The following is a 21,523-nucleotide window of genomic DNA, read 5'->3' as shown; positions in this document are numbered from 1 at the left end:
CGTTTCTCCTCCATTCCGTGAGAATCCTAGTTCTTATCATAACACGTTTATTAAATGAATGGAAAGACGAGCCTCCCGCTGTTATGATACACTGGTATATACAGCGAAAAGTGTAAAAAAAGGAGATTATTACGTGTCCCATTCTGTGATAAAAGTATCGTTGTCTGCTATTGACCAAATGAAAACGACGTACAGCGGTTCGCTTACTGCCTCTGTTCCGCAGGGAGCCGTTTTTCAGGCGAAACCGCCAGGCTGTACCATTACAGCATATAAATCCGGCAAAGTCTTGTTTCAAGGCAAAAACGCAGCTGTAGAATCCGCACGCTGGGGAACAGCCGAGCCGCAGGAAAAGAAAAAAACGGCCAAAAAGCCGGCCGATCCCCGTTATGCCCCTCCGGCAGATATCGCCGGCATGTCTGTTATCGGCTCTGATGAGGTCGGAACCGGAGATTACTTTGGCCCGATGACGGTTGTATGCGCGTACGTCGACAAAACCATGCTTCCTTTAATGAAGGAACTCGGTGTTAAGGACTCTAAAGACTTAAAGGATCCGCAAATCATTGAGATTGCCCGAAACCTCATCAAAACCATTCCGTACAGCCTGCTGGTGTTAAAGAACGAAAAGTACAACAGCATGCAGGAAAAAGGCATGAGCCAAGGGAAAATGAAGGCTTTGCTGCACAATCAAGCCATCACCCATTTGTTAAGAAAAATGGATGGGGTAAAGCCTGAGGCCATTTTGATTGACCAATTCGCTGAGCCAGGCGTCTACTTCAATCATTTGAAGGGCAGAGACATTGTGAAGGAGCGGACCTATTTCAGCACAAAGGCTGAAGGCATTCACTTGTCAGTCGCCGCCGCTTCAATCATTGCAAGATATTCGTTTTTAATGGAAATGGATAAACTGTCGCGTGAGGCAGGAATGACACTTCCGAAAGGGGCCGGCCCGCACGTGGATGAAGCGGCTGCGAAGCTGATTCTCAAAAAAGGGGCATCCGCTCTCAGAACCTTTACAAAACTCCATTTTGCCAATACGCAGAAAGCGCAGCGCCTTGCCGATAAAAAACGTTCATAGAAAAAAGCTTGCAGAGAAATCTGCAAGCTTTTTTATTAGCCTCTCAAAACAGCCTGATATGTGTCTTCTAACGCTTTCAGCACTTTGCTGTGCGCCTTTGTCACTTCTTCTTCAGTCAGTGTTTGTTCAGGATTGACATATTGAAGTGAGAAAGCAACTGACTTTTTGCCTTCCTCCATATGCTCGCCTTCGTATACGTCAAAGACAGATACTTCTTTCAGAAGCTTGCCTCCAGCCTCTTTAATGACGCTCTCGAGCTGGCCGCTTGTGACGGATTTACCTGTTACAAGCGCGATATCACGTGTCACAGACGGATATTTTGGAATCGCCGTATAAACAAGCGGCGCTGTATCCGCTACGAGCAGCGCATGAAGATCAAGCTCAAACACGTATGTCTCTTTTATATCCAGTTCTTTTTCCAATGAAGGGTGGACTTGGCCGATGAAGCCTATTAGAGAACCATTCAATAGAATGTTCGCTGTTCTGCCTGGGTGCAGCTGTTTGCGTTCAGATTGAACAAATTCAATGCTGTCAAGGACGTTCAGTTTATCTAACAGTCCTTCTACGATTCCTTTGGCGACAAAGAAATCAACCGGTTTTTTCTCGCCCTGCCACAGCTGCTTGCGCCATAATCCCGTAACAGCTCCTGCCACGCGTTCTGTTTCAACAGGTTTTGTGTCCTCTTCCTTCGTCAGGAAAACGGAGCCGACTTCGTACAATGCCACTGAGTCCGTCTGTCTCGCCAGGTTGTAAGAAACGGAGTCAAGCAGATTCGGAACAAGACTGTGTCTGAGAATGCTTCTTTCTTCACTCATCGGTAGCGCGAGCACAGTGTTCAATGATTTTTCAATCGCAAACGCTGCCGCTTTCTTCTCGTTTGTCAGTGAGTAAGTGATGGCTTGTGATAAGCCTGCGCCTTCAAGAAAACGTCTGACTTTACGGCGTTTTGCCTGATACGGCGTTAATCCGCCTGTTGTTCCTGCTGTCTCAGGAAGCGTAGACGGAATGTTATCGTAGCCGTACAGTCTTGCCGCCTCTTCAATTAAATCCTCTTCGATTGTAATATCACCGCGGCGTGATGGCACTGTCACAACGAGAAGTTCATTCGCTTCACCGACAGTAAAACCAAGACGCTTGTAAATGCTGATGAGTTCTTCTTTGCTGATTGTCATGCCGAGAACGTTGCTCACTTTGTCAGCAGATACATGAATGTTATTCGCTTCGATTGTCAGGTTGTCTTCCTCAACCGTTCCACTAAGTACTTCACCGCCGGCATACAGATGGATCAGCTGTGCAGCCCGTTCTGCTGCAAGACGTACACGCGCAGGATCAATGCCCTTTTCAAATCTTACGCTTGATTCACTTCTCAAACCAAGGTCTTTGGAAGCCTTGCGAACCGTCTGCCCATTGAAGAACGCAGCCTCAAGCAAAATCGTTTTCGTATCTTCCTGAACTTCTGACTCTGCTCCGCCCATGACACCGGCAACGGCTTGCGCTTTCGTTCCGTTCGTAATGACAAGGTGATCAGCAGATAGCTTTCGTTCTTGCTCATCAAGGGTTACGATCATTTCATTTTCAGCTGCTTTTCTTACTACGATTTCCTTGGAGCCGAATCTGTCATAATCAAACGCGTGAAGCGGCTGTCCGTATTCCAAAAGGACAAAGTTTGTGATGTCGACAACGTTGTTGTGCGGGCGAATGCCTGCATTCATCAGCTTCGTCTGCATCCAAAGCGGTGATGGAGCAATCGTGACGTTTTTAATGATTTTTGCAGTGTATAGCGGGTTCGCTTCTTGGTCTTCGACTTTGACAGCGATGTAATCAGACGCTTGTTCTGATGCAGCCTGATAATCCGTTTGCGGCAGTTTCACATCTGTGTCTAAAATCGCTGCAACCTCGTAAGCAACGCCAAGCATGTTCATGGCATCCGCACGGTTTGGCGTTAAACCGAGCTCAAGAATCGCATCGTCAAGCTGTAAAGCTGCTAAGGCATCGCTTCCTGTTTCAGCGTCATTCGGGAATACGAAAATGCCTTCTGCATACTCTTTTGCCACAAGCTTGCTTTCAATGCCAAGCTCCTGTAAAGAACAGATCATGCCGTTAGATTCTTCACCGCGAAGCTTTGCCTTTTTGATTTTGAAATTGCCCGGCAGCACCGCTCCGACTGTTGCAACTGCGACTTTTTGTCCTTTATCCACATTAGGCGCGCCGCAAATGATTTGTACAGGTGCTTCCGCTCCGATATCCACAAGGCACTTATTCAGCTTATCAGCATTCGGATGCTGCTCGCGCTCCAGCACATGGCCGATGACAACGCCTTTGATGCCTTCTCCTTTGTATTCAATTCCTTCAACCTCAATGCCGGCTCTTGTAATTTTTTCAGCAAGAACAGCCGGGTCCATGCCTTTTATATCAACATAATCCTCTAACCATTTATAAGAAACAAACATCCTAGCATCCTCCTCTTACGCCTGTTTAAACTGCGAAATAAATCTGACATCGTTTGTATAGAAGTGGCGGATATCATCAATGCCGTATTTCAGCATCGCGATGCGCTCAACACCCATTCCGAATGCGAAGCCCTGGTATTCCTTCGGATCAAAGCCAGCCATTCTAAGCACGTTCGGGTGAACCATGCCAGCGCCGAGGATTTCGATCCAGCCAGTTCCTTTACATACTGAGCAGCCGTTTCCACCGCACTTAAAGCATGTCACGTCTACTTCTACTGAAGGCTCAGTAAACGGGAAGAAGCTTGGGCGAAGTCTGATTTCACGGTCTTGCCCGAACATTTTTTTCGCAACGAGTTCAAGCGTTCCTTTTAAATCACTCATGCTGATGTTTTTGTCAACGACAAGCCCTTCAATTTGCATAAATTGGTGAGAGTGCGTCGCATCATCGTTATCGCGGCGGTATACTTTACCCGGACAAATGATTTTAACCGGCCCTTTGCCTCCATGCTTTTCCATCGTCCGTGTTTGCACAGGAGAAGTTTGCGTTCTCATCAAAGTTTCCTCTGTGATGTAAAAGCTGTCCTGCATATCGCGCGCAGGGTGTTCTTTCGGAAGGTTGAGCGATTCAAAGTTGTAGTAATCCGTTTCAACCTCAGGTCCTTCTTCGACTGTGTAGCCCATGCCGATAAATAAATCTTCTATTTCTTCAATGACAACAGTGAGCGGATGGCGGCCTCCGACTGCGACAGGGTTCCCAGGCAGCGTGACATCGATTGTCTGGCCTGCAAGCTTCTGCTTCATTTCCTCTTCTTCAAGCTTCTCGTTTTTGACAGCAATTGCATTGGCGATACGCTCTCTTACTTCGTTCGCGAGCGCGCCCATTTTCGGACGTTCCTCAGCAGAAAGTTTGCCCATTCCGCGCAGCACTTCTGTAATCGGCCCTTTTTTTCCGAGATATTGCACCCGAATATCATTGACAACCTTTAATGAGCTTGCCGCTTCTACTTGTTCTAAAGCTTCTTGTTCCAGCTGTTTTAGCTTTTCTTCCATTTTGCATCCTCCTTTTATGTAAACAAACCGTTATATGTCTTTGGAAAACAAAAAAAACCCGTCCCTTGTACAAGGGACGAGTTGTGGCCGCGGTACCACCCTTATTTCAGACAGACTGATGCTGTCGTCAGCTTCATTGACATAACGGAATCAGATTCCGGTTCACCTTTACGCGCAGTGTGCGCGGTCCCGGTGACAACTCAAGAGGTGAAGCCAATTTCCGGCTGCGTTAAAAATGCTCTCAGTCAGCGGCATTTTCTCCCTGGAAAGCAGTTGATCAGAAATTGAGGTCCTCTGTCACGGTTTTTCAAATATTATGTTCTATTATAGAGAAATCCAACGCTTCGCGCAACACTATCCTCGCAAGTGGTACATGAGGATGGCAGCTGCAATCGCAACGTTCAGTGATTCAGCCTGTCCGTAAAGCGGCACGTACAGGTTCAAATCCGTTTTCTCCAGCAAGGCAGCATCCACCCCTGCGCCTTCATTTCCTACAATGAGGGCAAAGGATTCAGCCTGAGACATATCCCGGTAAGGCACTCCGTTTTGCAGCGCCGTGCCGTACACTTTTACGCCCTCTGCCTTTAATTCATCCACATATGTATGCAGGTTTCTTCTCAATACAGGGATATGAAAGTGAGATCCTTGCGCAGATCGCAGTGTTTTTCCGTTATAAGCATCCGCCGTGCCGTCACCGAGCACAACCGCATCTAAACCAGCCGCATCAGCCGTCCGAATCATCGTGCCGAGGTTTCCCGGATCTTGAACAGCGTCAATCAGCAGCACCCGCTGAGGCAATGCCAGTTTTTCTTCAGGCATATGGCACACAGCGGCGATCTGCTGAGGCGTTTCGGTTTCAGTAACAGCTGAAAACGCATCTTCACTCAGCACGTAGCACTGGATGCTCACATCTAGATCAGACGGAATTTTCGTCTCATCCTTTACAAGGATTTCTTTCACCATGCCCGGGCTCTTCAACGCCTCTTCAACAAGATGTTCTCCCTCTATCAGAAATGTATTCGTTTTTGTTCTTTCTTTTTTCGTGTGAAGCTTTTTCCAATCCTTCACTTTTTGGTTTTTTGCCGATTCTATTTGTTTCACTGTCAGTGTGGCTCTCCTTTTTTTAACATGATGTTATTATATCGCAAGAACAGCACATAATAAACCAGGAGCAGGGTTAGAATATGCGTATTACATTTTAGAAAAAGGAGCGTTTTACATGGATCTTAATTTACGTCATGCCGTCATTGCCAATGTAACCGGCAATAATCAGGAGCAGATTGAGCATACAATTGTGGATGCGATTCAAAGCGGTGAAGAAAAAATGCTTCCGGGGCTCGGCGTTTTATTCGAAGTCCTTTGGCAGCACGCATCCGAAGATGAGAAAAACGAAATGCTAAAAACGCTTGAAAGCGGATTAAAACCCGCCCAATAAGACATGAAACCGGGTGACAGCGCCCGGTTTTTTTCTTATATAATAAAAACATGATGAGGGGGATCGCCATGTTTTTACAGCCGTTATTAGCGAAAAAAATCATTGCTGAAGTCAAAAAAATGTACCAACGTGAAGTCATTATTGTGAACACAGAAGGTCTTATTATGGCAAGCACAAATGAGGAACGGGTCGGACAATTTCATGAAGGAGCGCTCATCTGCGCAAAAGAGAAACACAACGTCATTATTACAAAAGAAGATGAACAGAGATTAAAAGGAGTGAAGGCAGGCCTGAATCTCCCTGTATTTTCTGACCGTGATGTGATCGCCGTCTTCGGGCTGACAGGTGAGCCTGCTGAGATTCAGCCTTATGGGGAGCTGCTTAGGAAAATGACAGAGCTGTTCATTAAAGAATCGTGGCATTTAGAGCAGTCGCAATGGCGTGAGAGAATGCTGGAGTCCTTTATGATCGATTGGCTGCAATTAAAAGAGTGGTCTCCCGGTTTTCTTGAGAAAGCCCAGCTTCTTGGAGTTGACCTTTCCTCCCGGCGCCAAATGATTCTCATTCAAGGGTATGAGTGGTCACCTCATGATATTAAGCAAATGACACATATCTGGAAATCTGCGTACCCTACGGATATGTTCGTCAGGTGGGGAAATGAACGGATTCTGATCAATCACGAAGTGCCAAAGCATGAACAAAGGGACCGGCTTTTGCAGGAGCTTCTTCATATTTGTTCGTTTGCTCAGACCGCCGCGAACAGCCGATTTGCAGCAGCTGGAGCCGGAAGGCCTGTGGCTAGCTCCAGCCTGACAGACTCCTATGAGCAAGCGGAAAAAGCGCTGGCTGTCAGCCTTAAGCGAAAAATGCCCGTATTCGAAGAGGATCTGAAGCTTGATATGTGCCTGACTGAGATCAGCCCGGATACCCGAAATGAATTTCCGCAAAGAGTATTCCGGGAGGCGCTTCAGCATCATGAGCTTATGAATACGATACGGACTTTCTTTTATCACGATTTGTCTTTGAAACAAACCGCTGAAGACATGCATATTCACATCAATACATTGCGTTATCGCCTGTCTAAGGCTGAACAGCTGACGGGTCTTCGTTTTGGCTGTACAGAGGATATCGTCACAATGTATGTTGCACTCTATTTTTTAGATCAAGATACAAAACAGAGAGAGTTTTAGTTTCATTTTTTATATGTTTCTCCATGGAATGATTTGCTTTTCTTCTTTTACAATAGATTAGAAGCGTTTTTTGACAGGGGGATGGTGAAATGATCACCAAAGATGTAAAAGAACAACTGATCCAAATCGTCGGACCGGAAAACTTTGATGACTCCAATGCCGGCCGTCTCGTCTATTCATATGATGCGACGCCGCAGTTTCAGTCAATGCCTGATGCCGTGATTGCACCGAGGACTACAAATGAAGTATCACGAATTTTAACGATTTGCAGCGAACATCGCGTGCCGATCGTTCCGAGAGGATCAGGGACAAACCTGTGCGGCGGCACATGCCCGACTGAAGGCGGACTTGTTCTTCTCTTTAAGCATATGAACCGGATTCTTGAGATTGATGAAGAAAACTTGACCGCCACAGTCCAACCGGGCGTCATTACGCTGGATATGATCCGCGCTGTTGAAAGCAAGGGTTTGTTTTATCCGCCTGATCCGAGTTCTATGAAAATATCAACCATGGGCGGAAACATCAATGAAAATTCCGGCGGGCTCCGCGGATTAAAATACGGCGTCACCTGCGACTATGTCATTGGACTGGAGGTTGTGCTTCCAAATGGTGATATCATCCGCACCGGCGGAAAACTCGCAAAGGATGTGGCCGGATACGATCTCACACGCCTTTTTGTCGGCTCAGAAGGAACACTCGGCGTCGTGACAGAAGCCATCGTCAAACTCGTTCCAAAGCCGGAAACAAAGAAGACACTGCTTGCTCTTTATGAAGATATCGACGCCGCTGCTCAAACGGTATCAGACATTATTGCCGCAAAAATCATACCCGCCACGCTTGAGTTTCTCGACCAGCCTACACTTTTGGTGATTGAGGATTATGCCAAAATCGGACTTCCGACAAATGCAAAGGCGGTTCTGTTAATCGAGCAAGACGGACCGCTTGAAACCGTTGCACGGGATATGGAAAAGATTGAGGCGATCTGCAAAAAAGGCGACGCTGTTTCCATTCAGACCGCTCAAACCGAAGAGGAGGCATTTGCCCTGACTGAAGCCCGGCGTTCTGCACTTTCTGCCCTTGCCCGCCTCAAGCCGACAACCATTTTAGAGGACGCGACCGTTCCTCGCTCAGAAATCGCCAATATGGTTAAAGCGATTAATGACATTGCTGCTAAATACGATATTTCCATTTGCACCTTCGGCCACGCGGGAGATGGAAACCTTCACCCGACATGCACGACAGACATAAGAAATGCGGATGAAATGGAGCGTGTCGAACAGGCTTTTGCCGAGATTTTCGAGAAGGCGATTGAACTTGGCGGCACGATAACCGGGGAGCACGGTGTCGGGGCCATGAAAGCGCCCTACTTGGAGATGAAACTGAAAAAAGAAGGCATTGCCGCGATGAAAGCGATGAAAGCGGCATTTGATCCCCGGAACATATTAAATCCGGGCAAAGTGTTTGCGAAAGACGCCAGAAAACGTGTGGTGACAGAAAGATGACAACAAATAAAGAAATGAAACAGATCCAAAATGAGTTCAAAGAGCGCATGGATGAAGGCGAGCTTTTGAATTGTATGCGCTGCGGCTTCTGCCTTCCTTCCTGCCCAACCTATATCGAGTCAGGGTTTCAGGAAACTCACTCTCCACGCGGGCGCATCGCCTTAATGAAAGCCGTAGCTGACGGTATGATTGAACCGGATGAAGATGTCGAACGTTCGCTGTCACTTTGCCTCGGCTGCCGCGCCTGTGAACCTGTATGCCCGTCAGGCGTGAAATACGGACAGCTGCTTGAGGAAGCGAGAGATATTATCCACCAAAATAAAAAACACTCGCTTGGCGCACGTGTCATCCGAAAGACGGCTTTTCATGGGCTGTTTCCGCATCAAAACCGCATGCGCTCAGCAGTAAGCCTTATCGGTTTGTATCAGCGGTCAGGACTGCAAACCGCTGTGCATAAAACTGGTGTGCTTCGCGTCCTTCCTGAGCATTTGCGGACGATGGAAGCTGTTCTTCCTGATGTTCCTAAAAGCAAAGACATGAAGCATCGTCCGCGTTTGCTGCCGTCAATTGGCCCCATGAAAAAACGAGTCGCCTTTTTTTCGGGCTGCTTAATGGATACCATGTTTTTGCCGACCAACAATGCCACATTGAAGCTGCTGCAGCTGGCAGGCTGCGACATTGTCATTCCGCCTATACAGGCTTGCTGCGGGGCACTGCATGGGCACAGCGGTGAAAAAAACGCGGGCAAAGAGCTCGCGAAACAAAATATTGCTGCTTTCGAAGCGTTAGACGTAGATGCTGTCATTACAAACGCAGGAGGATGCGGTGCCTTTCTCACTGAATATGATCATTTGCTGAAGGATGACCCTGAGTGGTCGGAGCGGGCTGCAGCATTTGCTCAGAAGCTGAAAGATTTTTCATCCGTATTGGTTGAACTCGATTTCAATCAAATGGACCTAGCACTCGAGACGCCGCAGATCATTACCTATCAAGATTCATGCCACCTAAGAAATGTGATGCATACGTCGCTTGAGCCCCGCCAGCTTCTTCAAAGCATTAAGGGGGCCGAATTCAGAGAGATGGATAAAGCGGACAGTTGCTGCGGATCAGCGGGCATTTATAACATTGTGGAAGCTGAGATGTCTATGAAAATACTGGACAGTAAAATGGCTGCCGTCAAAGCAACCGAAGCGATCGTCATTGTGACAGCAAATCCAGGCTGTTTGCTGCAGATGAAGCTCGGCATTGAACGCGAAGGACTAAGCGGTAAAGTCAAAGCCGTTCACCTGGCTGATTTGCTCCTGGAAGCAGCAGGGTGCCAAACATCATAAGAAAGCCCAAAACAGAAATTGTTTTGGGCATGTTCGTTATTCCATCGGACTGCAAATTTCAATATAATGTCCATCCGGGTCAGCGATATAGGCGACCGTCTGCCCCCATGGCTTCACTTTCGGCTCCCCAATAATCGTGACACCTAGTTCTCTTACCCTTTTAATCACCTCTTCAACGTTTTCAGTCACAAATCCGATTTCAAATGTGTGGGAAGAAGATGTATCCGGAATGCTTAGCGGCGTGATTTCTCTGGCGCTTTCTCGCGTATTAAGCGCCAATATCGTAGAGCCTGTTTCAAATTCGACATACGTGCCGTGTTCAGCACGAATCGGCAGTCCTAAAATATCCCGATAAAAATGAATAGCCCGCTTGCTGTCCGATACGTATAGAATAAGATATTTCATTGATAGATTCATTGCCATTCCTCCTCAAAATTTTCATGAGTCTTTCTATCCCGGGATAGAAGCTTCCATCCTTAAGCTCGGATCTCTCCACATCTGTGCCCATTTTTTCACTGCCGCCACGATAATGATGAAACCTAACAGCAGCATAATGATCGATAATACGCCATTCAATACACTATAGCCCGCTGCTTCAGGATTGAGATACACATTTCGCACCATCCAATAGCCCGCATAATTGACAGTGACATATAAATAGGCAAGCGGGATAAGGCAGGTCAGAATGTAACGGCGTTTATCGGCAATTTTCAGTACTATGGTCGCTCCGATAATCAGCCCCACTGAAGCCATCAGCTGATTGGACACGCCGAACAGCGCCCAAATGGAACCGATATCCCCTGAATACAGCAAATAACCCCACATCAAGCAGGCAAGCGCGCTGGCAAATACAGATCCCGGAATCCAGTCTGTTTTCTTCAGCGGCTTATACACCTCTCCGAAGAAATCCTGGATCAAATAACGGGCAACACGTGTACCGGCGTCAATCGCTGTTAAAATAAATACAGCTTCAAACATAATGACAAATTGGAAAAAGTATGAGGCCAAATGGCTGAAAAACGGCATTCCCGTAAAAATATAAGTCATTCCCACCGCAAGCGTGACGGCTCCCCCTGTTCTTCCTTCTAAGTCCAAACCGATTTCTCTGCTCAATTCAGGCAAATGGACGACATCCATGCCGAGCGTACGGAAAACCTCAGGTGTGCTGTTAATCGCAAAGTAATCAGCAGGCTGCAAGGCTGTCGCTGCAATCAGCGCCATGATACCGACAAGGCACTCGACAAGCATTGCACCAAACGCAACCGGCTTCATATCACTCCATTTATTCAGCATCTTCGGCGTCGTGCCTGAACCGACAAAGGCATGGAATCCCGAGATCGCACCGCAGGCAATGGTTATTGAAATGAACGGCCAGACAGGTCCTGCCAACACCGGTCCGCCACCTTTTACGAATTCTGTAAACGCAGGAAACGGGATGGACGGATTGACGACAAACACACCTGCAATCAAAGCGATAAAAACACCGATTTTCATAAAGCTGCTTAAATAGTCACGCGGTGCGAGAAGCAGCCAAACAGGAAGCGCCGCTGCAAAGAACGCATAAACAGGAAGTGCGACTGCAAGCGTTTTCGTATCTAGTGTTAAAAAGTCACCGAGCGCGGTAGTCTGCACCCATGGGCCGATAAAGACCCCTGCCATTAAAAAGAGAAAGCCGATTGTTGACGCAAGCTTTAGATTTCCCGTTTTCTTATAAAATAAGCCCACACCCATCGCAATCGGAATCGTAATCCCTACCGCAAACGTTCCCCACGGATTGCGTTCAAGCGCGTGCAGCACAACCATCGACAGGCCCGCCATCGTAATCGTGATAATAAACAGCATGGATAATCCTGTACAAAAGCCGGCAACAGGGCCGAGCTCATCCTTCGCCACTTCCGACAGCGATTTACCATTTTTGCGCATCGATGCAAACAGCACCACTATATCATGGACGGCTCCCCCGATAACCGCCCCGATTAACAGCCATAATAACCCCGGCAAATAGCCGAACTGCGCCGCCAGGATCGGTCCGACTAGCGGCCCGGCCGCTGCGATCGCTGCAAAATGGTGGCCGAACGAAACCCATTTATTTGTAGGCACATAGTCTTTTCCATCCTCAAGCGTGTGAGCAGGCGTCGGCTTATCATCATTCACTTTGAGAACCTTCACCATCATAAATGTTCCGTATAAACGATAGGCGATAGCCAAAATGCACATTGACGCTATCACAATTGTAACCGCATTCATTTTTCCCAACCCCTTTGCTGTTTTTCATAAATATATCATAATTTCATAGTGAAAAGCGGTCATTTTTTCCTATACAAAAAAGCCGGCTGAAATGGGCCGGCTTGAGACAATCAGTTTAGTTCAATGTCTCCAGATGTTGTGCGAACTTTTAAAAAGAAAAACCGGAGAGCGATCTCCGGTTTTTCTTTCTCTTATGACTGTTTTTTCAGGCGGATCACATTCCAGGAAAGCGGCGTAAAATGTGCGGTTAGGCCATTTTCGCTGACAGACGATGTTCCATTGGAATGCGGGACGACATTTTTTCTGTTATGCTGGTTTGTCGCTTTGATATCCTGATGCTCGAGTACGATATGCTCTGCGATTTGATAGGATTCAAAACCTCTGAGCGAAATCTCCGTCTCCATCTGATCTTCAGCTTTGTTTACCGCAAAAATGGTGAGTGTTTCTTCCTCTTCGGAGTACACAACAGCTGCATCAACATATGGCACATCAGTAAAATCTGAGCAGTCGTACTTCGGAGAAGAAATAAGCGGTTTCAGTGACTCGCCTCTTCCGTAAACAGAAGCATGCATGTACGGATAGAAAATCGGCTGTCTCCATGCTTCTCCGCCTTTTTCCGTCATGATCGGCGCGATGACATTTACAAGCTGTGCAAGGCACGCGATTTTCACACGGTCTGCGTGCTGCAGCATCGTAATGAGCAGAGAGCCGACCAATAGAGCATCTTCAAAATTATAAATATCTTCTAAAATTGGCCGCGCAGTAATCCACGGCTCGACTTTTTTATCCGCCTCATTTGAGTGATACCAGACGTTCCATTCATCCAGAGAGAGGTTGATGGTTTTCTTGCTGCGAGTTTTTGCTTTTACATAGTCACAGGTTGCAGCGACAGATTTAATAAAATGATCCAGATCCATGGAACGGGCCAAGTAGTTTGGCAGATTGTTATCCCGGTTTCCGTAATACGTATGGAGAGATATATAGTCGACATGCTCGTACGTATGCTCCAGCACCTTCGCTTCCCAATCGATAAAGGTCGGCATTCCGCTGTTTGAGCTGCCACAGGCAACAAGTTCAATTGATGGGTCAACCCACTTCATGACCTTTGCCGTCTCTGCGGCAAGCCGTCCATATTCGTCAGCTGTTTTGTGGCCAATCTGCCATGGGCCATCCATTTCATTTCCTAAGCACCATGTTTTGATGCCGTACGGCTGTTCATAGCCATGTGATCTTCTTAAATCACTCCAGTAAGAGCCTTTCGGGTGGTTGCAGTATTCAACGAGATTGCGGGCAGCATCTATGCCTCTAGTGCCAAGGTTGACGGCCATGTTGACTTCAGTGTTGACTTTTTTTGCCCAAGATAAAAATTCATTTGTGCCCACTTCATTGGTTTCTGTCGTTTGCCATGCCAAGTCAAGCCGTCTTGGGCGGTTTTCGACAGGTCCGACACCGTCCTCCCAGTTGTATCCGGATAAAAAATTTCCGCCCGGATAGCGGATGATCGGTACCTGCAATTCTTTGATCAGCGACTGGACATCCTTTCTAAACCCGTCTTCATCCGCTTCAGGATGATCAGGCTCATAAATGCCTTCGTATACTGCACGCCCCATATGTTCGATAAACGATCCATAAATCCGTTTGTCTACTTCACCGATTTTATATTCTTTGTCTACAATCATTCGCGCTTTTTTCATCACACGTTTCCTCCTTCATTAACCTTTGACTCCCCCTACCGTCAGGCCGGAGATAAAGTATTTTTGGAAAAACAAGAAAATAATAATTACCGGCAAAATCGCAAATACCGAGCCGGATATGAGCATGTCATAGTTGTTTCCGTAAGGGCTCAGCAAGCTGGACAGCCCTATTGGAAGCGTAAACATTTCTTTCGACCGAAGCACAATCAGCGGCCATAAGAAGTTGTTCCAGCTGTTTAAAGACTGGAGGATGATCATCGCGCCGAAAGCCGGTTTCATCAGCGGCGCCATAATCCTGAAAAAGATGCCGAATTCCGTACAGCCGTCCATCCTTGCAGAGTCCAGCAGATCTCTTGGAAGACCAAGCGCATACTGCCTGAAAAAGAATACGGCTACCGGCGAAACGATGAACGGCAATATGACACCCGTATACGAATCAATCAAGTGCAATCCGACGGTAAGCTTAAACAGCGGAAGCATCATCACTTCAAGCGGAACCATCATAATAATCAGCACAAGGACAAAGATGATATTCCTGCCCTTAAACTCGTAAACCGCAAGTCCGTACCCAATCATCGAAGAAAAAAACAGAGTGAGAACGGTTGTAAAAAGCCCAAGCACAAGACTGTTAAAAAACCATTTGAAATAAATGCTGCCGCCATTAAACAGAAATGTATAATTATCAAGACTCATCACTTTAGGATCAATGTCAAGATTTAGCCCCACACGCAAGAGCTCAGATGACGGCTTTAATGATCCTAAAAGCAAACAGAAAATCGGAAAAATATACAATAGGCTCAGCATAATAAAAAACAGGGTTAGCGCGATTTTGTAAACGCTAAACTGAGGACTGTGCCGCAACATTTATCCCTCCCCCTTAAACGAGCCTGACAGCTTTAATGAAATCAGGCTTACAACAAGGATCACAATCAAAAGCACAATGCCGATGGCCGCTCCGTATCCCATTTCGTTGTAGGCAAGCCCCTGCTGGTACAAATATCCGACAAGCGTCAGACCGATATTACCCGGGGAATTATTTTGCCAAAGGACGTAGCTTTCCTCAAACATCCTAAATCCGCCGATGATGCTGATGGTTAGCACATATACGGTTACTGGCTTGAGAAACGGCAGCGTAATGTGCCGGAATTTTTTCATTGTATTCGCGCCGTCAATATCAGCGGCTTCGTACAGCTCTTTCGGCACATTTTGCAGGCCTGCTAAAAAGTAAAGAATGTTGATTCCCATCCATCTCCACGAGGCAAGCAGCACCATCAAAAACATGCCGGTATGTTCATTGTTCATCCAGTTCTGAGGTGAAAAGCCGAGTTTGAGTAAGATGGAATTGGCCAGCGACGTTTCCATTTCTCCGAAGATTAGCCGAAAAATGATCCCAGCAACAATGGTAGAAGTCAATGCCGGAATAAATAGCGCTGATTTGAATATATTTCTGAATTTGACCAGTTTTGAATTCAGGAATATGGCCAGAAGCAATGGAACAGGAATCAGAACAATCAGCGTCCAAAAGGTGTATTCCAGCGTATTCCAAAGGGCTGTATAGAACGTCGGGTTGTTTAGCGCTGTATAATTAGACAATCCGACAAACGATACCTCTCCCGGCAAAATTCTTTGAAAGCTCATGATGAAGACACTAATGATGGGGTATAGAAAAAATACGAGAAAGGATAAAACGAATGGCGCAGTAAACAGATAGGGCGCCGCTTTTTTCGAATAAAATAAATCTCGCCAGCCTGATTGTTTCGCAGCTGAAGGAACGGGATGAACCGTTCCCGTTTTCACAGGTTTCATGAGAACCTCCCCGCTTTCACTTTTTGAATGGGATTCTATTTCTGTTTCAGTTCACCTGCCGCTCTGTCCAAGGCTTGTTTAGGCGTTTTTTGCTGAGATTTAAGTGCGTCGAACAATACACTTCTGTTAACAAGGTCTGAAGCCTTGGCAAAATCCTCATGTAAATAAATCGGATTGATTTCATCCTTGATATCGAGCAGCACAGAAAAAATACCTGTTCCGTTTTGGAAATAATCCGTATATTTGTTTTTCTCTTTCAATTCCTTGGAGCTCCAGACATCCCAGCGAAGCGGGTCAAACCCGAGTACGCTCCAGAGCTTTTTATTTCCTTCTTTAGAGCCCTTCGCAAAGGCCAAAAACTCCTTTGCTAACCCAACATGCTTGGATTGCTTCGGCACAACAGTTGCCGTACCGCCCAAACCTGCCGAACGGTCTCCTCCCTCTTTCCATGCTGGAAGCGGCCGAATGGCAATCTTCCCTTTCAGATCAGGCATATAATCTATGAATCTTCCCATATACCAAATCGGCATCAGGACTGAAGCGGCTCCGCCTTGGTTCATAAAGCCGTAGTATTCTTCACTGTGATGCCCGCCGCCTGGTGCGGCAATCATTGTTTTATCATTAATCATGTCCTTTAAATATTGAAGTGTTTTTACGTTGGTGTCATTATTGAGGATCAGCTTGCCGTTTTTATCAAAATAGCCTGAGTCTTGCTGTGAAATCATGGATAAGAACGTTCCGGAATCATTTGTTTCCACCGTTCCCATCGGCTTCCCAGTCACTTTACGCACTTTCTGCCCAGCTTTATGGTAATCATCCCATGTTTTAATATCATCAGGATTGACGCCGGCTTTTTTCATCACATCCATGTTATAAAACATCACTGTCGTCCCTACATGGGTATCCAGTCCGTAAAGCTTGCCGTTTTTGCTGTACAGGGTAAGCCGCGCCTCGACGAATTTATCGCGATCCTTTTCAATCAGCGGAGTCAGGTCGGCAAGCGGTATGTCAGAGCCCTTCAAAAAGTTTGAAAAACGGGCCAATTCGACATCGGCAATATCAGGGACGCCTTCTCCCGCAATTAAGGAGATAGACAAGTTATCATGCATTTGCCCATATGGATAAACGACCGTATTCAGTTTAATTTTGCGGTCAGGATATTTTTTGTTCCATTCCTTCACCATTTCCACATAAAACTGCTCATGAAGTCCGTTAAATGTCCAAAAGGTCAGCTCGGTTTCACCCGATTTCCCGGATGATCTTTCTGCTGAACACCCAGCAATGAATAATGTCAACAGCATCATAAGGACAAGAAAACAGGCAGTCAATTTTTTCATTTACGTTACCCCTTCCATTCGAGGTGCGGGCTATTCATATAGACCATGATTGATCAGCGTTTTGTTTTCATTAATGATTCTTAATCCGGTGCAGCGGTCTCTTAAGGTGTGCGCGTGTCTGAAGGCATTCTTGACGGAATCCTGCCCGACACCGATTTCGTCAAAAGACGCAGGGCCTCCGGCTGATCTCAGCCAATCGGCAAGCACTTTTCCTTCCGGAAGCGTTTCATAAGCCAATTGAATGGCTTGCCGCCGGCGTGGAGAAAATTCGTTCAGCCCGTCATCCTGAGCGAGCTTTCTGTATGTGTCAGTTAATAAAATAGCGGCACAGCCGACCTTTGCTCCATGAAGAATCTGAGGCCGGTTTTTCTCCATTAATTCCATCTCAATCCAATGTGAAATATGATGCTCTCCGCCTGATGCCGGGCGGGAATGATCTAAGGCCAGCATGACAAGTCCTGATACAAGTAAAGACTCCATCAAAACTTGTATGCCTGTTTCCGTCTTCATCGCAATGTCTTCTGTATGTTCGATACAGGCATCAAGCGCCTCCTGAACGATCTTAGCTCCTGCTGGCGAATAAGGCTCGCCGGCAAGATGGCGGGATATTTCCCAATCAGCTAAAGACGTTATTTTACCGAGCATGTCACCAAATCCAGCCGCCACCATTGACTGGGGTGCCGCTTTTAATAAATCCAGATCAGCGAACAGCGCACACGGAGCCTTCGTTTGGATGGTAGTTTTCGTACCGTATAAAATAAGCGGCGCCCCGGCTGATGTAAATCCGTCTACAGATGGAGCAGTCGGATAAGAAATAAACGGCAAATCCCTCTGAAACGCTGCAAAGCGCACGATATCATGAATCGTGCCCGAACCGACTGCGACCATGACATCCGTTGTTTTTTTCGTATGGAGCAGCGTATGAATGAGCGATCGTTCATCAGCCGTCACATCTCCGGCCTCATTTTCCGGAATGATCAGGCACTCCGCCTGAAATCCTTCTTGATTCAGCCGGTTTTCCAGATCAGTTCCTGCAATACGATGTGTGTTCGAGTCGCAGACAAGGACAATATGTTTGTCGTTTTTTCTTTTTACATAGTCCAAAAGTGAATCGGCTGCTTGTTTATCAAGAACAATCTCTTCAACTTCTATAGGAAACGTCTTTTCTCCGGCGTGTTCAAAAGCACGCTGAACGTCAGCTGCGATACGATTCATAACAGAATCCCCTCCTCAGCTAATTTGGATACATCCTTAATAGACTCCAGCACATAATCCGGCGTGTACAGACGCTGTTCACCCGGTTTCGCAGAACCAGTAAGCACTAAGGCGCTTTTCATGCCATAAAGTTTCCCCATCGCAATGTCTGATTCAATGCTGTCCCCGATAATCATGCATTCATGTGCGGACAGCCCCATTGCTGTACAGGCAGCCTCCGCCATCAGCCATGACGGCTTTCCGACAACAACCTCCGTCTTCGCTTGAGCGGAAGCCTCTATCGCCCCAATCATTCCGGCTACATCGATGGCATTGCCGTCTTCGTTCGGAAAAAAGCGGTCTTTGTTCGTAGCAATGATACGAGCTCCGCCAGCAGCCGCTTGAAAGGCTTGATTTAAATCTTCATACGTGAGCGTTTCATGGAGGGAGATAACGAGCCAATCCGCTTCCTTCGGTTCATTCGCGTGCTGCACGCCCGCCAGTCTTAGCTCATCAACCAGGCCTTGTTCTCCTAGGACCCACACCCTTGAAAAACGATAATGTTTTTTCAGAAAAGCTGCTGTGACACTTGACGACAGAACAATGTTGCTTACATCCGCTTCAATCCCCGCGCCGAGAAGTTTTTTTCTGCACATGGCACGGGAGATATTCCCCCGATTGCTCAAAAAGACGATTTTCTTCCCCATTCCCCGAAGTGTATTGATCGCTTCTCTTGCCCCTTCAATCAATTCATTTCCTCTGAATACAGTACCGTCCAAGTCAATCAGAATGCCGGCCGGTGACACTGCGGAATCATGACTGGCCATAGTACGCATTTGCTCCGTGTTTTCGATAAAAATGCTTTTCATGAAGGACTGTATTGATTGGGTTTACATCCTTGTTCAGCATAATGGAGTGATAGGCCATTTCCGCAACTGTTTCTAATACAACTGCGTTATGAATGGCATTTAAGGCGTCCGTGCCCCAGCAGAACGGGCCGTGATTATTCACGAGCACACCCGGAACCTGTTCGTAGTTATGATGCTGAAAGGTTTCGGCTATGACTTTTCCTGTATTCAGTTCGTAGTCATGAATGATTTCTTCATTGTACATTTCTCTTGTACACGGAATCGCACTGTCAAAATAATCAGCATGCGTCGTGCCTAAAGGCGGTATGTCTCTCCCCGATTGCGCCCAGCTTGTCGCCCATTGAGAATGGGTATGGACAATTCCCCCGATGTTCGGGAAAGCTTTGTACAAATAAACATGAGTAGGTGTATCTGATGAAGGCTTGAGCGAACCTTCGACGACCTCTCCTTCAAGGTTTAAAACAACCAAATCATCAGCTGTCAGATCGCTGTATTCGACACCACTTGGTTTGATAACAATTCTTTCTTTTTCACGGTCAATGCCGCTGACATTTCCCCACGTAAAGGTTACCAGCTGATGCTCTTGAAGCTTCAGGTTGGCAGCCAGCACTTCTTTTTTTAATGTTTCAAGCATGCTCCATCACCCTTTATGAATTCTTTTTGGCGGCAGATGAAAATTGAAGATTTTTAATTGTTTTCAGACGCTTCATGACATGATTTTCTTTTCCGAAATAGTGAACCAGCTCTTTATATTCAGCGTACAATTTTTCATACACCGCGGCGTTTTCGGCGTTCGGCGTATAAGATATATCTTTCAGTTTTCCCATGTGGGCCGCTGCCTCTTTGATGTCGTCGTATCCACCGTTTTCTTTACCGGCGGCAAGCGCGCCGAAAATAGCAGATCCTAAGGCAGGGGCTTGCGGTGAACCAGAGATTTTAATGTCCATGTTTGTCACATCGGCATAAATCTGCATGACAAACGGGTTTTTCTCAGCAATTCCGCCGGCTGCGTACAGCTCTTCAATCGGAACCCCGCTTTCTTTGAACGTTTCGATAATCATCCGGGTTCCGTAAGCTGTCGCTTCAACTAACGCTCTATAAATCTCTTCAGGCTTCGTCAGCAGCGTCATGCCAAGCAGCATCCCAGTTAAATCAGCATCAACAAGTGTTGAACGGTTTCCATTCCACCAATCTAAAGCAAGCAGGCCGCTTTCACCCGGCGCTTGAAGGTTTGCTTTCTCACTCAGCAGCTCATGAACGCCAATGTTTTTTTCCTCTGCTTCCTCTCGATACGCTTGCGGGACACATGTTTTCACAAACCAGTCAAAATGATCGCCAACACAGGACTGCCCTGCTTCATATCCCGCATAGCCCCGGAGAATTCCGTTGTCCACGACCCCGCACATACCGGGCACGATATGTACCTCTTCGCCCAAAAGAACGTGGCACGTTGAGGTTCCCATAATCATCAGCATTTTCCCTGGCTCTGTGATGCCGACTGCCGGCACGGAAACATGAGCGTCAACATTGGCAACAGCAACAGCCGTACCCGGAAGAAGGCCTGTCAGCTGTGCCATTTTTTCAGTCAGTCCGCCGGCTTTTTCCCCTACTGAATGAATAGAACCCGCTAATTTGTCATTTGTAATCGTTTTCATTAAAGGATTTAATTTGTCAAAGAAATCATCTGACGGGTACCCCGCTTTTTCACTCCAAATTGCTTTATACCCTGCAGTACAGTTGCTTCGCTTGAGCGAGCCGCACAGCTGGTACACGATCCAGTCTGCCGCCTCGATGATCCGGTCAGCCGCTTCATATATGTGAGGCGCTTCTTCGGCAATCTGCATGACCTTTGGAATCATCCATTCTGATGAAATTTTTCCTCCGTACCGCTGTAAAAAAGCTTCTCCTTCTTCTTTAGCGATTTGATTGAGCCGATCAGCATGTTTTTGGGCTGCATGATGCTTCCAGAGCTTCACATAGCTGTGCGGCTCCTCTTCATATTCCGGCAGCATGCATAACGGCTGTCCGGTACTGTCAACAGGCAGGATCGTACATGCCGTAAAATCAATTCCGATCCCGATAATGTCTTTCGGGTCAACCCCCGTCTGTTCGAATAAAGACGGAATGGTTGTTTCCAAGACTTCGAGGTAATCAGCCGGATGCTGCAGCGCCCAGTCGCGCGGCAGCTTTTGACCCGTTTTTGGAAGGACGGTATCAATGACAGCATGCCTGTATTCTTTTACAGCAGCCGCCAGTTCCTCCCCTGTTTCGACATGAACGAGCACTGCTCTTCCTGATAAAGTCCCAAAATCAACCCCTATTGTGTAAGCCAAGTGACATCCC

At 46.9% G+C, this 21,523-nt stretch carries 20 protein-coding genes; 6 read left to right on the top strand and 14 right to left on the bottom strand.

Annotated elements, in window-relative coordinates:
- Window positions 1-133: 133 nt before the first annotated feature.
- Window positions 134-1,075, top strand: a complete 942-nt coding sequence (rnhC, locus tag AC4CV5_RS11610; RefSeq protein WP_373923760.1) for a ribonuclease HIII — start codon at window positions 134-136, stop codon at window positions 1,073-1,075.
- Between the two features lie 35 nt (window positions 1,076-1,110).
- Here rnhC and pheT read toward each other — a convergent pair whose 3' ends face one another.
- Window positions 1,111-3,525, bottom strand: coding sequence for a phenylalanine--tRNA ligase subunit beta (gene pheT, locus AC4CV5_RS11605; RefSeq protein ID WP_490922827.1), 2,415 nt, complete (start codon window positions 3,523-3,525; stop codon window positions 1,111-1,113).
- 15 nt (window positions 3,526-3,540) lie between these two features.
- A complete protein-coding gene (gene pheS / locus AC4CV5_RS11600; protein ID WP_041905775.1) occupies window positions 3,541-4,575 on the bottom strand; it encodes a phenylalanine--tRNA ligase subunit alpha in 1,035 nt (344 codons plus the stop codon).
- Between the two features lie 81 nt (window positions 4,576-4,656).
- Here pheS and AC4CV5_RS11595 point away from each other — a divergent pair, with 81 nt between their 5' ends.
- Window positions 4,657-4,863 (top strand): hypothetical protein, encoded by a 207-nt coding sequence (locus AC4CV5_RS11595; protein ID WP_129507979.1) that lies wholly within the window; start codon window positions 4,657-4,659, stop codon window positions 4,861-4,863.
- Window positions 4,864-4,929: 66 nt separating this feature from the next.
- On the opposite strand, the gene AC4CV5_RS11590 is transcribed toward AC4CV5_RS11595, so the two are convergent.
- Window positions 4,930-5,676 (bottom strand): TrmH family RNA methyltransferase, encoded by a 747-nt coding sequence (locus AC4CV5_RS11590; protein WP_166849883.1) that lies wholly within the window; start codon window positions 5,674-5,676, stop codon window positions 4,930-4,932.
- A gap of 118 nt (window positions 5,677-5,794) precedes the next feature.
- Here AC4CV5_RS11590 and sspI point away from each other — a divergent pair, with 118 nt between their 5' ends.
- From sspI to AC4CV5_RS11570, 4 genes are all read left to right on the top strand, one after another.
- Window positions 5,795-6,010 (top strand): small acid-soluble spore protein SspI, encoded by a 216-nt coding sequence (sspI, locus tag AC4CV5_RS11585; RefSeq protein WP_166849881.1) that lies wholly within the window; start codon window positions 5,795-5,797, stop codon window positions 6,008-6,010.
- A gap of 68 nt (window positions 6,011-6,078) precedes the next feature.
- Window positions 6,079-7,200, top strand: a complete 1,122-nt coding sequence (locus AC4CV5_RS11580; protein ID WP_490922823.1) for a CdaR family transcriptional regulator — start codon at window positions 6,079-6,081, stop codon at window positions 7,198-7,200.
- An 89-nt stretch (window positions 7,201-7,289) separates the two neighbouring features.
- Complete coding sequence (glcD, locus tag AC4CV5_RS11575; protein WP_490922822.1) at window positions 7,290-8,702, top strand: glycolate oxidase subunit GlcD; 1,413 nt, start codon at window positions 7,290-7,292, stop codon at window positions 8,700-8,702.
- A complete protein-coding gene (locus AC4CV5_RS11570; RefSeq protein ID WP_490922820.1) occupies window positions 8,699-10,033 on the top strand; it encodes a (Fe-S)-binding protein in 1,335 nt (444 codons plus the stop codon). The genes glcD and AC4CV5_RS11570 overlap by 4 nt, the downstream gene beginning before the upstream one ends.
- 36 nt (window positions 10,034-10,069) lie before the next feature.
- Here AC4CV5_RS11570 and AC4CV5_RS11565 read toward each other — a convergent pair whose 3' ends face one another.
- From AC4CV5_RS11565 to araB, 11 genes are all read right to left on the bottom strand, one after another.
- Complete coding sequence (locus AC4CV5_RS11565; protein WP_246303177.1) at window positions 10,070-10,438, bottom strand: VOC family protein; 369 nt, start codon at window positions 10,436-10,438, stop codon at window positions 10,070-10,072.
- Window positions 10,353-10,541, bottom strand: a complete 189-nt coding sequence (locus AC4CV5_RS11560; RefSeq protein ID WP_246303169.1) for a hypothetical protein — start codon at window positions 10,539-10,541, stop codon at window positions 10,353-10,355. Before AC4CV5_RS11560 ends, AC4CV5_RS11565 begins: the two co-directional genes overlap by 86 nt.
- A complete protein-coding gene (cstA, locus tag AC4CV5_RS11555; RefSeq protein WP_248602087.1) occupies window positions 10,484-12,280 on the bottom strand; it encodes a carbon starvation protein CstA in 1,797 nt (598 codons plus the stop codon). Before cstA ends, AC4CV5_RS11560 begins: the two co-directional genes overlap by 58 nt.
- A 191-nt stretch (window positions 12,281-12,471) precedes the next feature.
- Window positions 12,472-13,974, bottom strand: coding sequence for an alpha-L-arabinofuranosidase AbfA (gene abfA, locus AC4CV5_RS11550; protein ID WP_003222445.1), 1,503 nt, complete (start codon window positions 13,972-13,974; stop codon window positions 12,472-12,474).
- An 18-nt stretch (window positions 13,975-13,992) separates the two neighbouring features.
- On the bottom strand, window positions 13,993-14,838 hold the full coding sequence (araQ, locus tag AC4CV5_RS11545; protein WP_166849866.1) for an arabinooligosaccharides ABC transporter permease AraQ: 846 nt from the start codon (window positions 14,836-14,838) through the stop codon (window positions 13,993-13,995).
- A complete protein-coding gene (gene araP / locus AC4CV5_RS11540) occupies window positions 14,839-15,780 on the bottom strand; it encodes an arabinooligosaccharides ABC transporter permease AraP (protein WP_061186735.1) in 942 nt (313 codons plus the stop codon).
- A 35-nt stretch (window positions 15,781-15,815) separates the two neighbouring features.
- Window positions 15,816-17,117, bottom strand: a complete 1,302-nt coding sequence (araN, locus tag AC4CV5_RS11535) for an arabinooligosaccharides ABC transporter substrate-binding protein AraN (protein WP_490922816.1) — start codon at window positions 17,115-17,117, stop codon at window positions 15,816-15,818.
- A gap of 30 nt (window positions 17,118-17,147) precedes the next feature.
- Window positions 17,148-18,332, bottom strand: coding sequence for a sn-glycerol-1-phosphate dehydrogenase (gene egsA, locus AC4CV5_RS11530; RefSeq protein WP_490922814.1), 1,185 nt, complete (start codon window positions 18,330-18,332; stop codon window positions 17,148-17,150).
- Complete coding sequence (araL, locus tag AC4CV5_RS11525) at window positions 18,329-19,147, bottom strand: sugar-phosphatase AraL (RefSeq protein WP_326221903.1); 819 nt, start codon at window positions 19,145-19,147, stop codon at window positions 18,329-18,331. Before araL ends, egsA begins: the two co-directional genes overlap by 4 nt.
- Window positions 19,125-19,814 (bottom strand): L-ribulose-5-phosphate 4-epimerase, encoded by a 690-nt coding sequence (araD, locus tag AC4CV5_RS11520; protein WP_166849857.1) that lies wholly within the window; start codon window positions 19,812-19,814, stop codon window positions 19,125-19,127. The genes araL and araD overlap by 23 nt, the downstream gene beginning before the upstream one ends.
- A 13-nt stretch (window positions 19,815-19,827) precedes the next feature.
- A complete protein-coding gene (gene araB / locus AC4CV5_RS11515) occupies window positions 19,828-21,513 on the bottom strand; it encodes a ribulokinase (protein WP_490922811.1) in 1,686 nt (561 codons plus the stop codon).
- Window positions 21,514-21,523 lie beyond the last annotated feature (10 nt).

The organism is Bacillus sp. NS1 (assembly GCF_058248265.1).
Note: the sequence above shows the minus strand (reverse complement) of the source record. Positions and strands in the feature narration are given on the sequence as shown.

What these genes read in the sequence shown, in the direction of transcription:
- pheT (WP_490922827.1), bottom strand. Translation starts at nt 3,525, where the DNA reads ATGTTTGTTTCTTATAAATGGTTAGAGGATTATGTTGATATAAAAGGC.
- pheS (WP_041905775.1), bottom strand. Translation starts at nt 4,575, where the DNA reads ATGGAAGAAAAGCTAAAACAGCTGGAACAAGAAGCTTTAGAACAAGTA.
- sspI (WP_166849881.1), top strand. Translation starts at nt 5,795, where the DNA reads ATGGATCTTAATTTACGTCATGCCGTCATTGCCAATGTAACCGGCAAT.
- AC4CV5_RS11580 (WP_490922823.1), top strand. Translation starts at nt 6,079, where the DNA reads ATGTTTTTACAGCCGTTATTAGCGAAAAAAATCATTGCTGAAGTCAAA.
- glcD (WP_490922822.1), top strand. Translation starts at nt 7,290, where the DNA reads ATGATCACCAAAGATGTAAAAGAACAACTGATCCAAATCGTCGGACCG.
- AC4CV5_RS11570 (WP_490922820.1), top strand. Translation starts at nt 8,699, where the DNA reads ATGACAACAAATAAAGAAATGAAACAGATCCAAAATGAGTTCAAAGAG.
- AC4CV5_RS11565 (WP_246303177.1), bottom strand. Translation starts at nt 10,438, where the DNA reads ATGAAATATCTTATTCTATACGTATCGGACAGCAAGCGGGCTATTCAT.
- AC4CV5_RS11560 (WP_246303169.1), bottom strand. Translation starts at nt 10,541, where the DNA reads ATGGGCACAGATGTGGAGAGATCCGAGCTTAAGGATGGAAGCTTCTAT.
- cstA (WP_248602087.1), bottom strand. Translation starts at nt 12,280, where the DNA reads ATGAATGCGGTTACAATTGTGATAGCGTCAATGTGCATTTTGGCTATC.
- abfA (WP_003222445.1), bottom strand. Translation starts at nt 13,974, where the DNA reads ATGAAAAAAGCGCGAATGATTGTAGACAAAGAATATAAAATCGGTGAA.
- araQ (WP_166849866.1), bottom strand. Translation starts at nt 14,838, where the DNA reads ATGTTGCGGCACAGTCCTCAGTTTAGCGTTTACAAAATCGCGCTAACC.
- araP (WP_061186735.1), bottom strand. Translation starts at nt 15,780, where the DNA reads ATGAAACCTGTGAAAACGGGAACGGTTCATCCCGTTCCTTCAGCTGCG.
- araN (WP_490922816.1), bottom strand. Translation starts at nt 17,117, where the DNA reads ATGAAAAAATTGACTGCCTGTTTTCTTGTCCTTATGATGCTGTTGACA.
- egsA (WP_490922814.1), bottom strand. Translation starts at nt 18,332, where the DNA reads ATGAATCGTATCGCAGCTGACGTTCAGCGTGCTTTTGAACACGCCGGA.
- araL (WP_326221903.1), bottom strand. Translation starts at nt 19,147, where the DNA reads ATGCGTACTATGGCCAGTCATGATTCCGCAGTGTCACCGGCCGGCATT.
- araD (WP_166849857.1), bottom strand. Translation starts at nt 19,814, where the DNA reads ATGCTTGAAACATTAAAAAAAGAAGTGCTGGCTGCCAACCTGAAGCTT.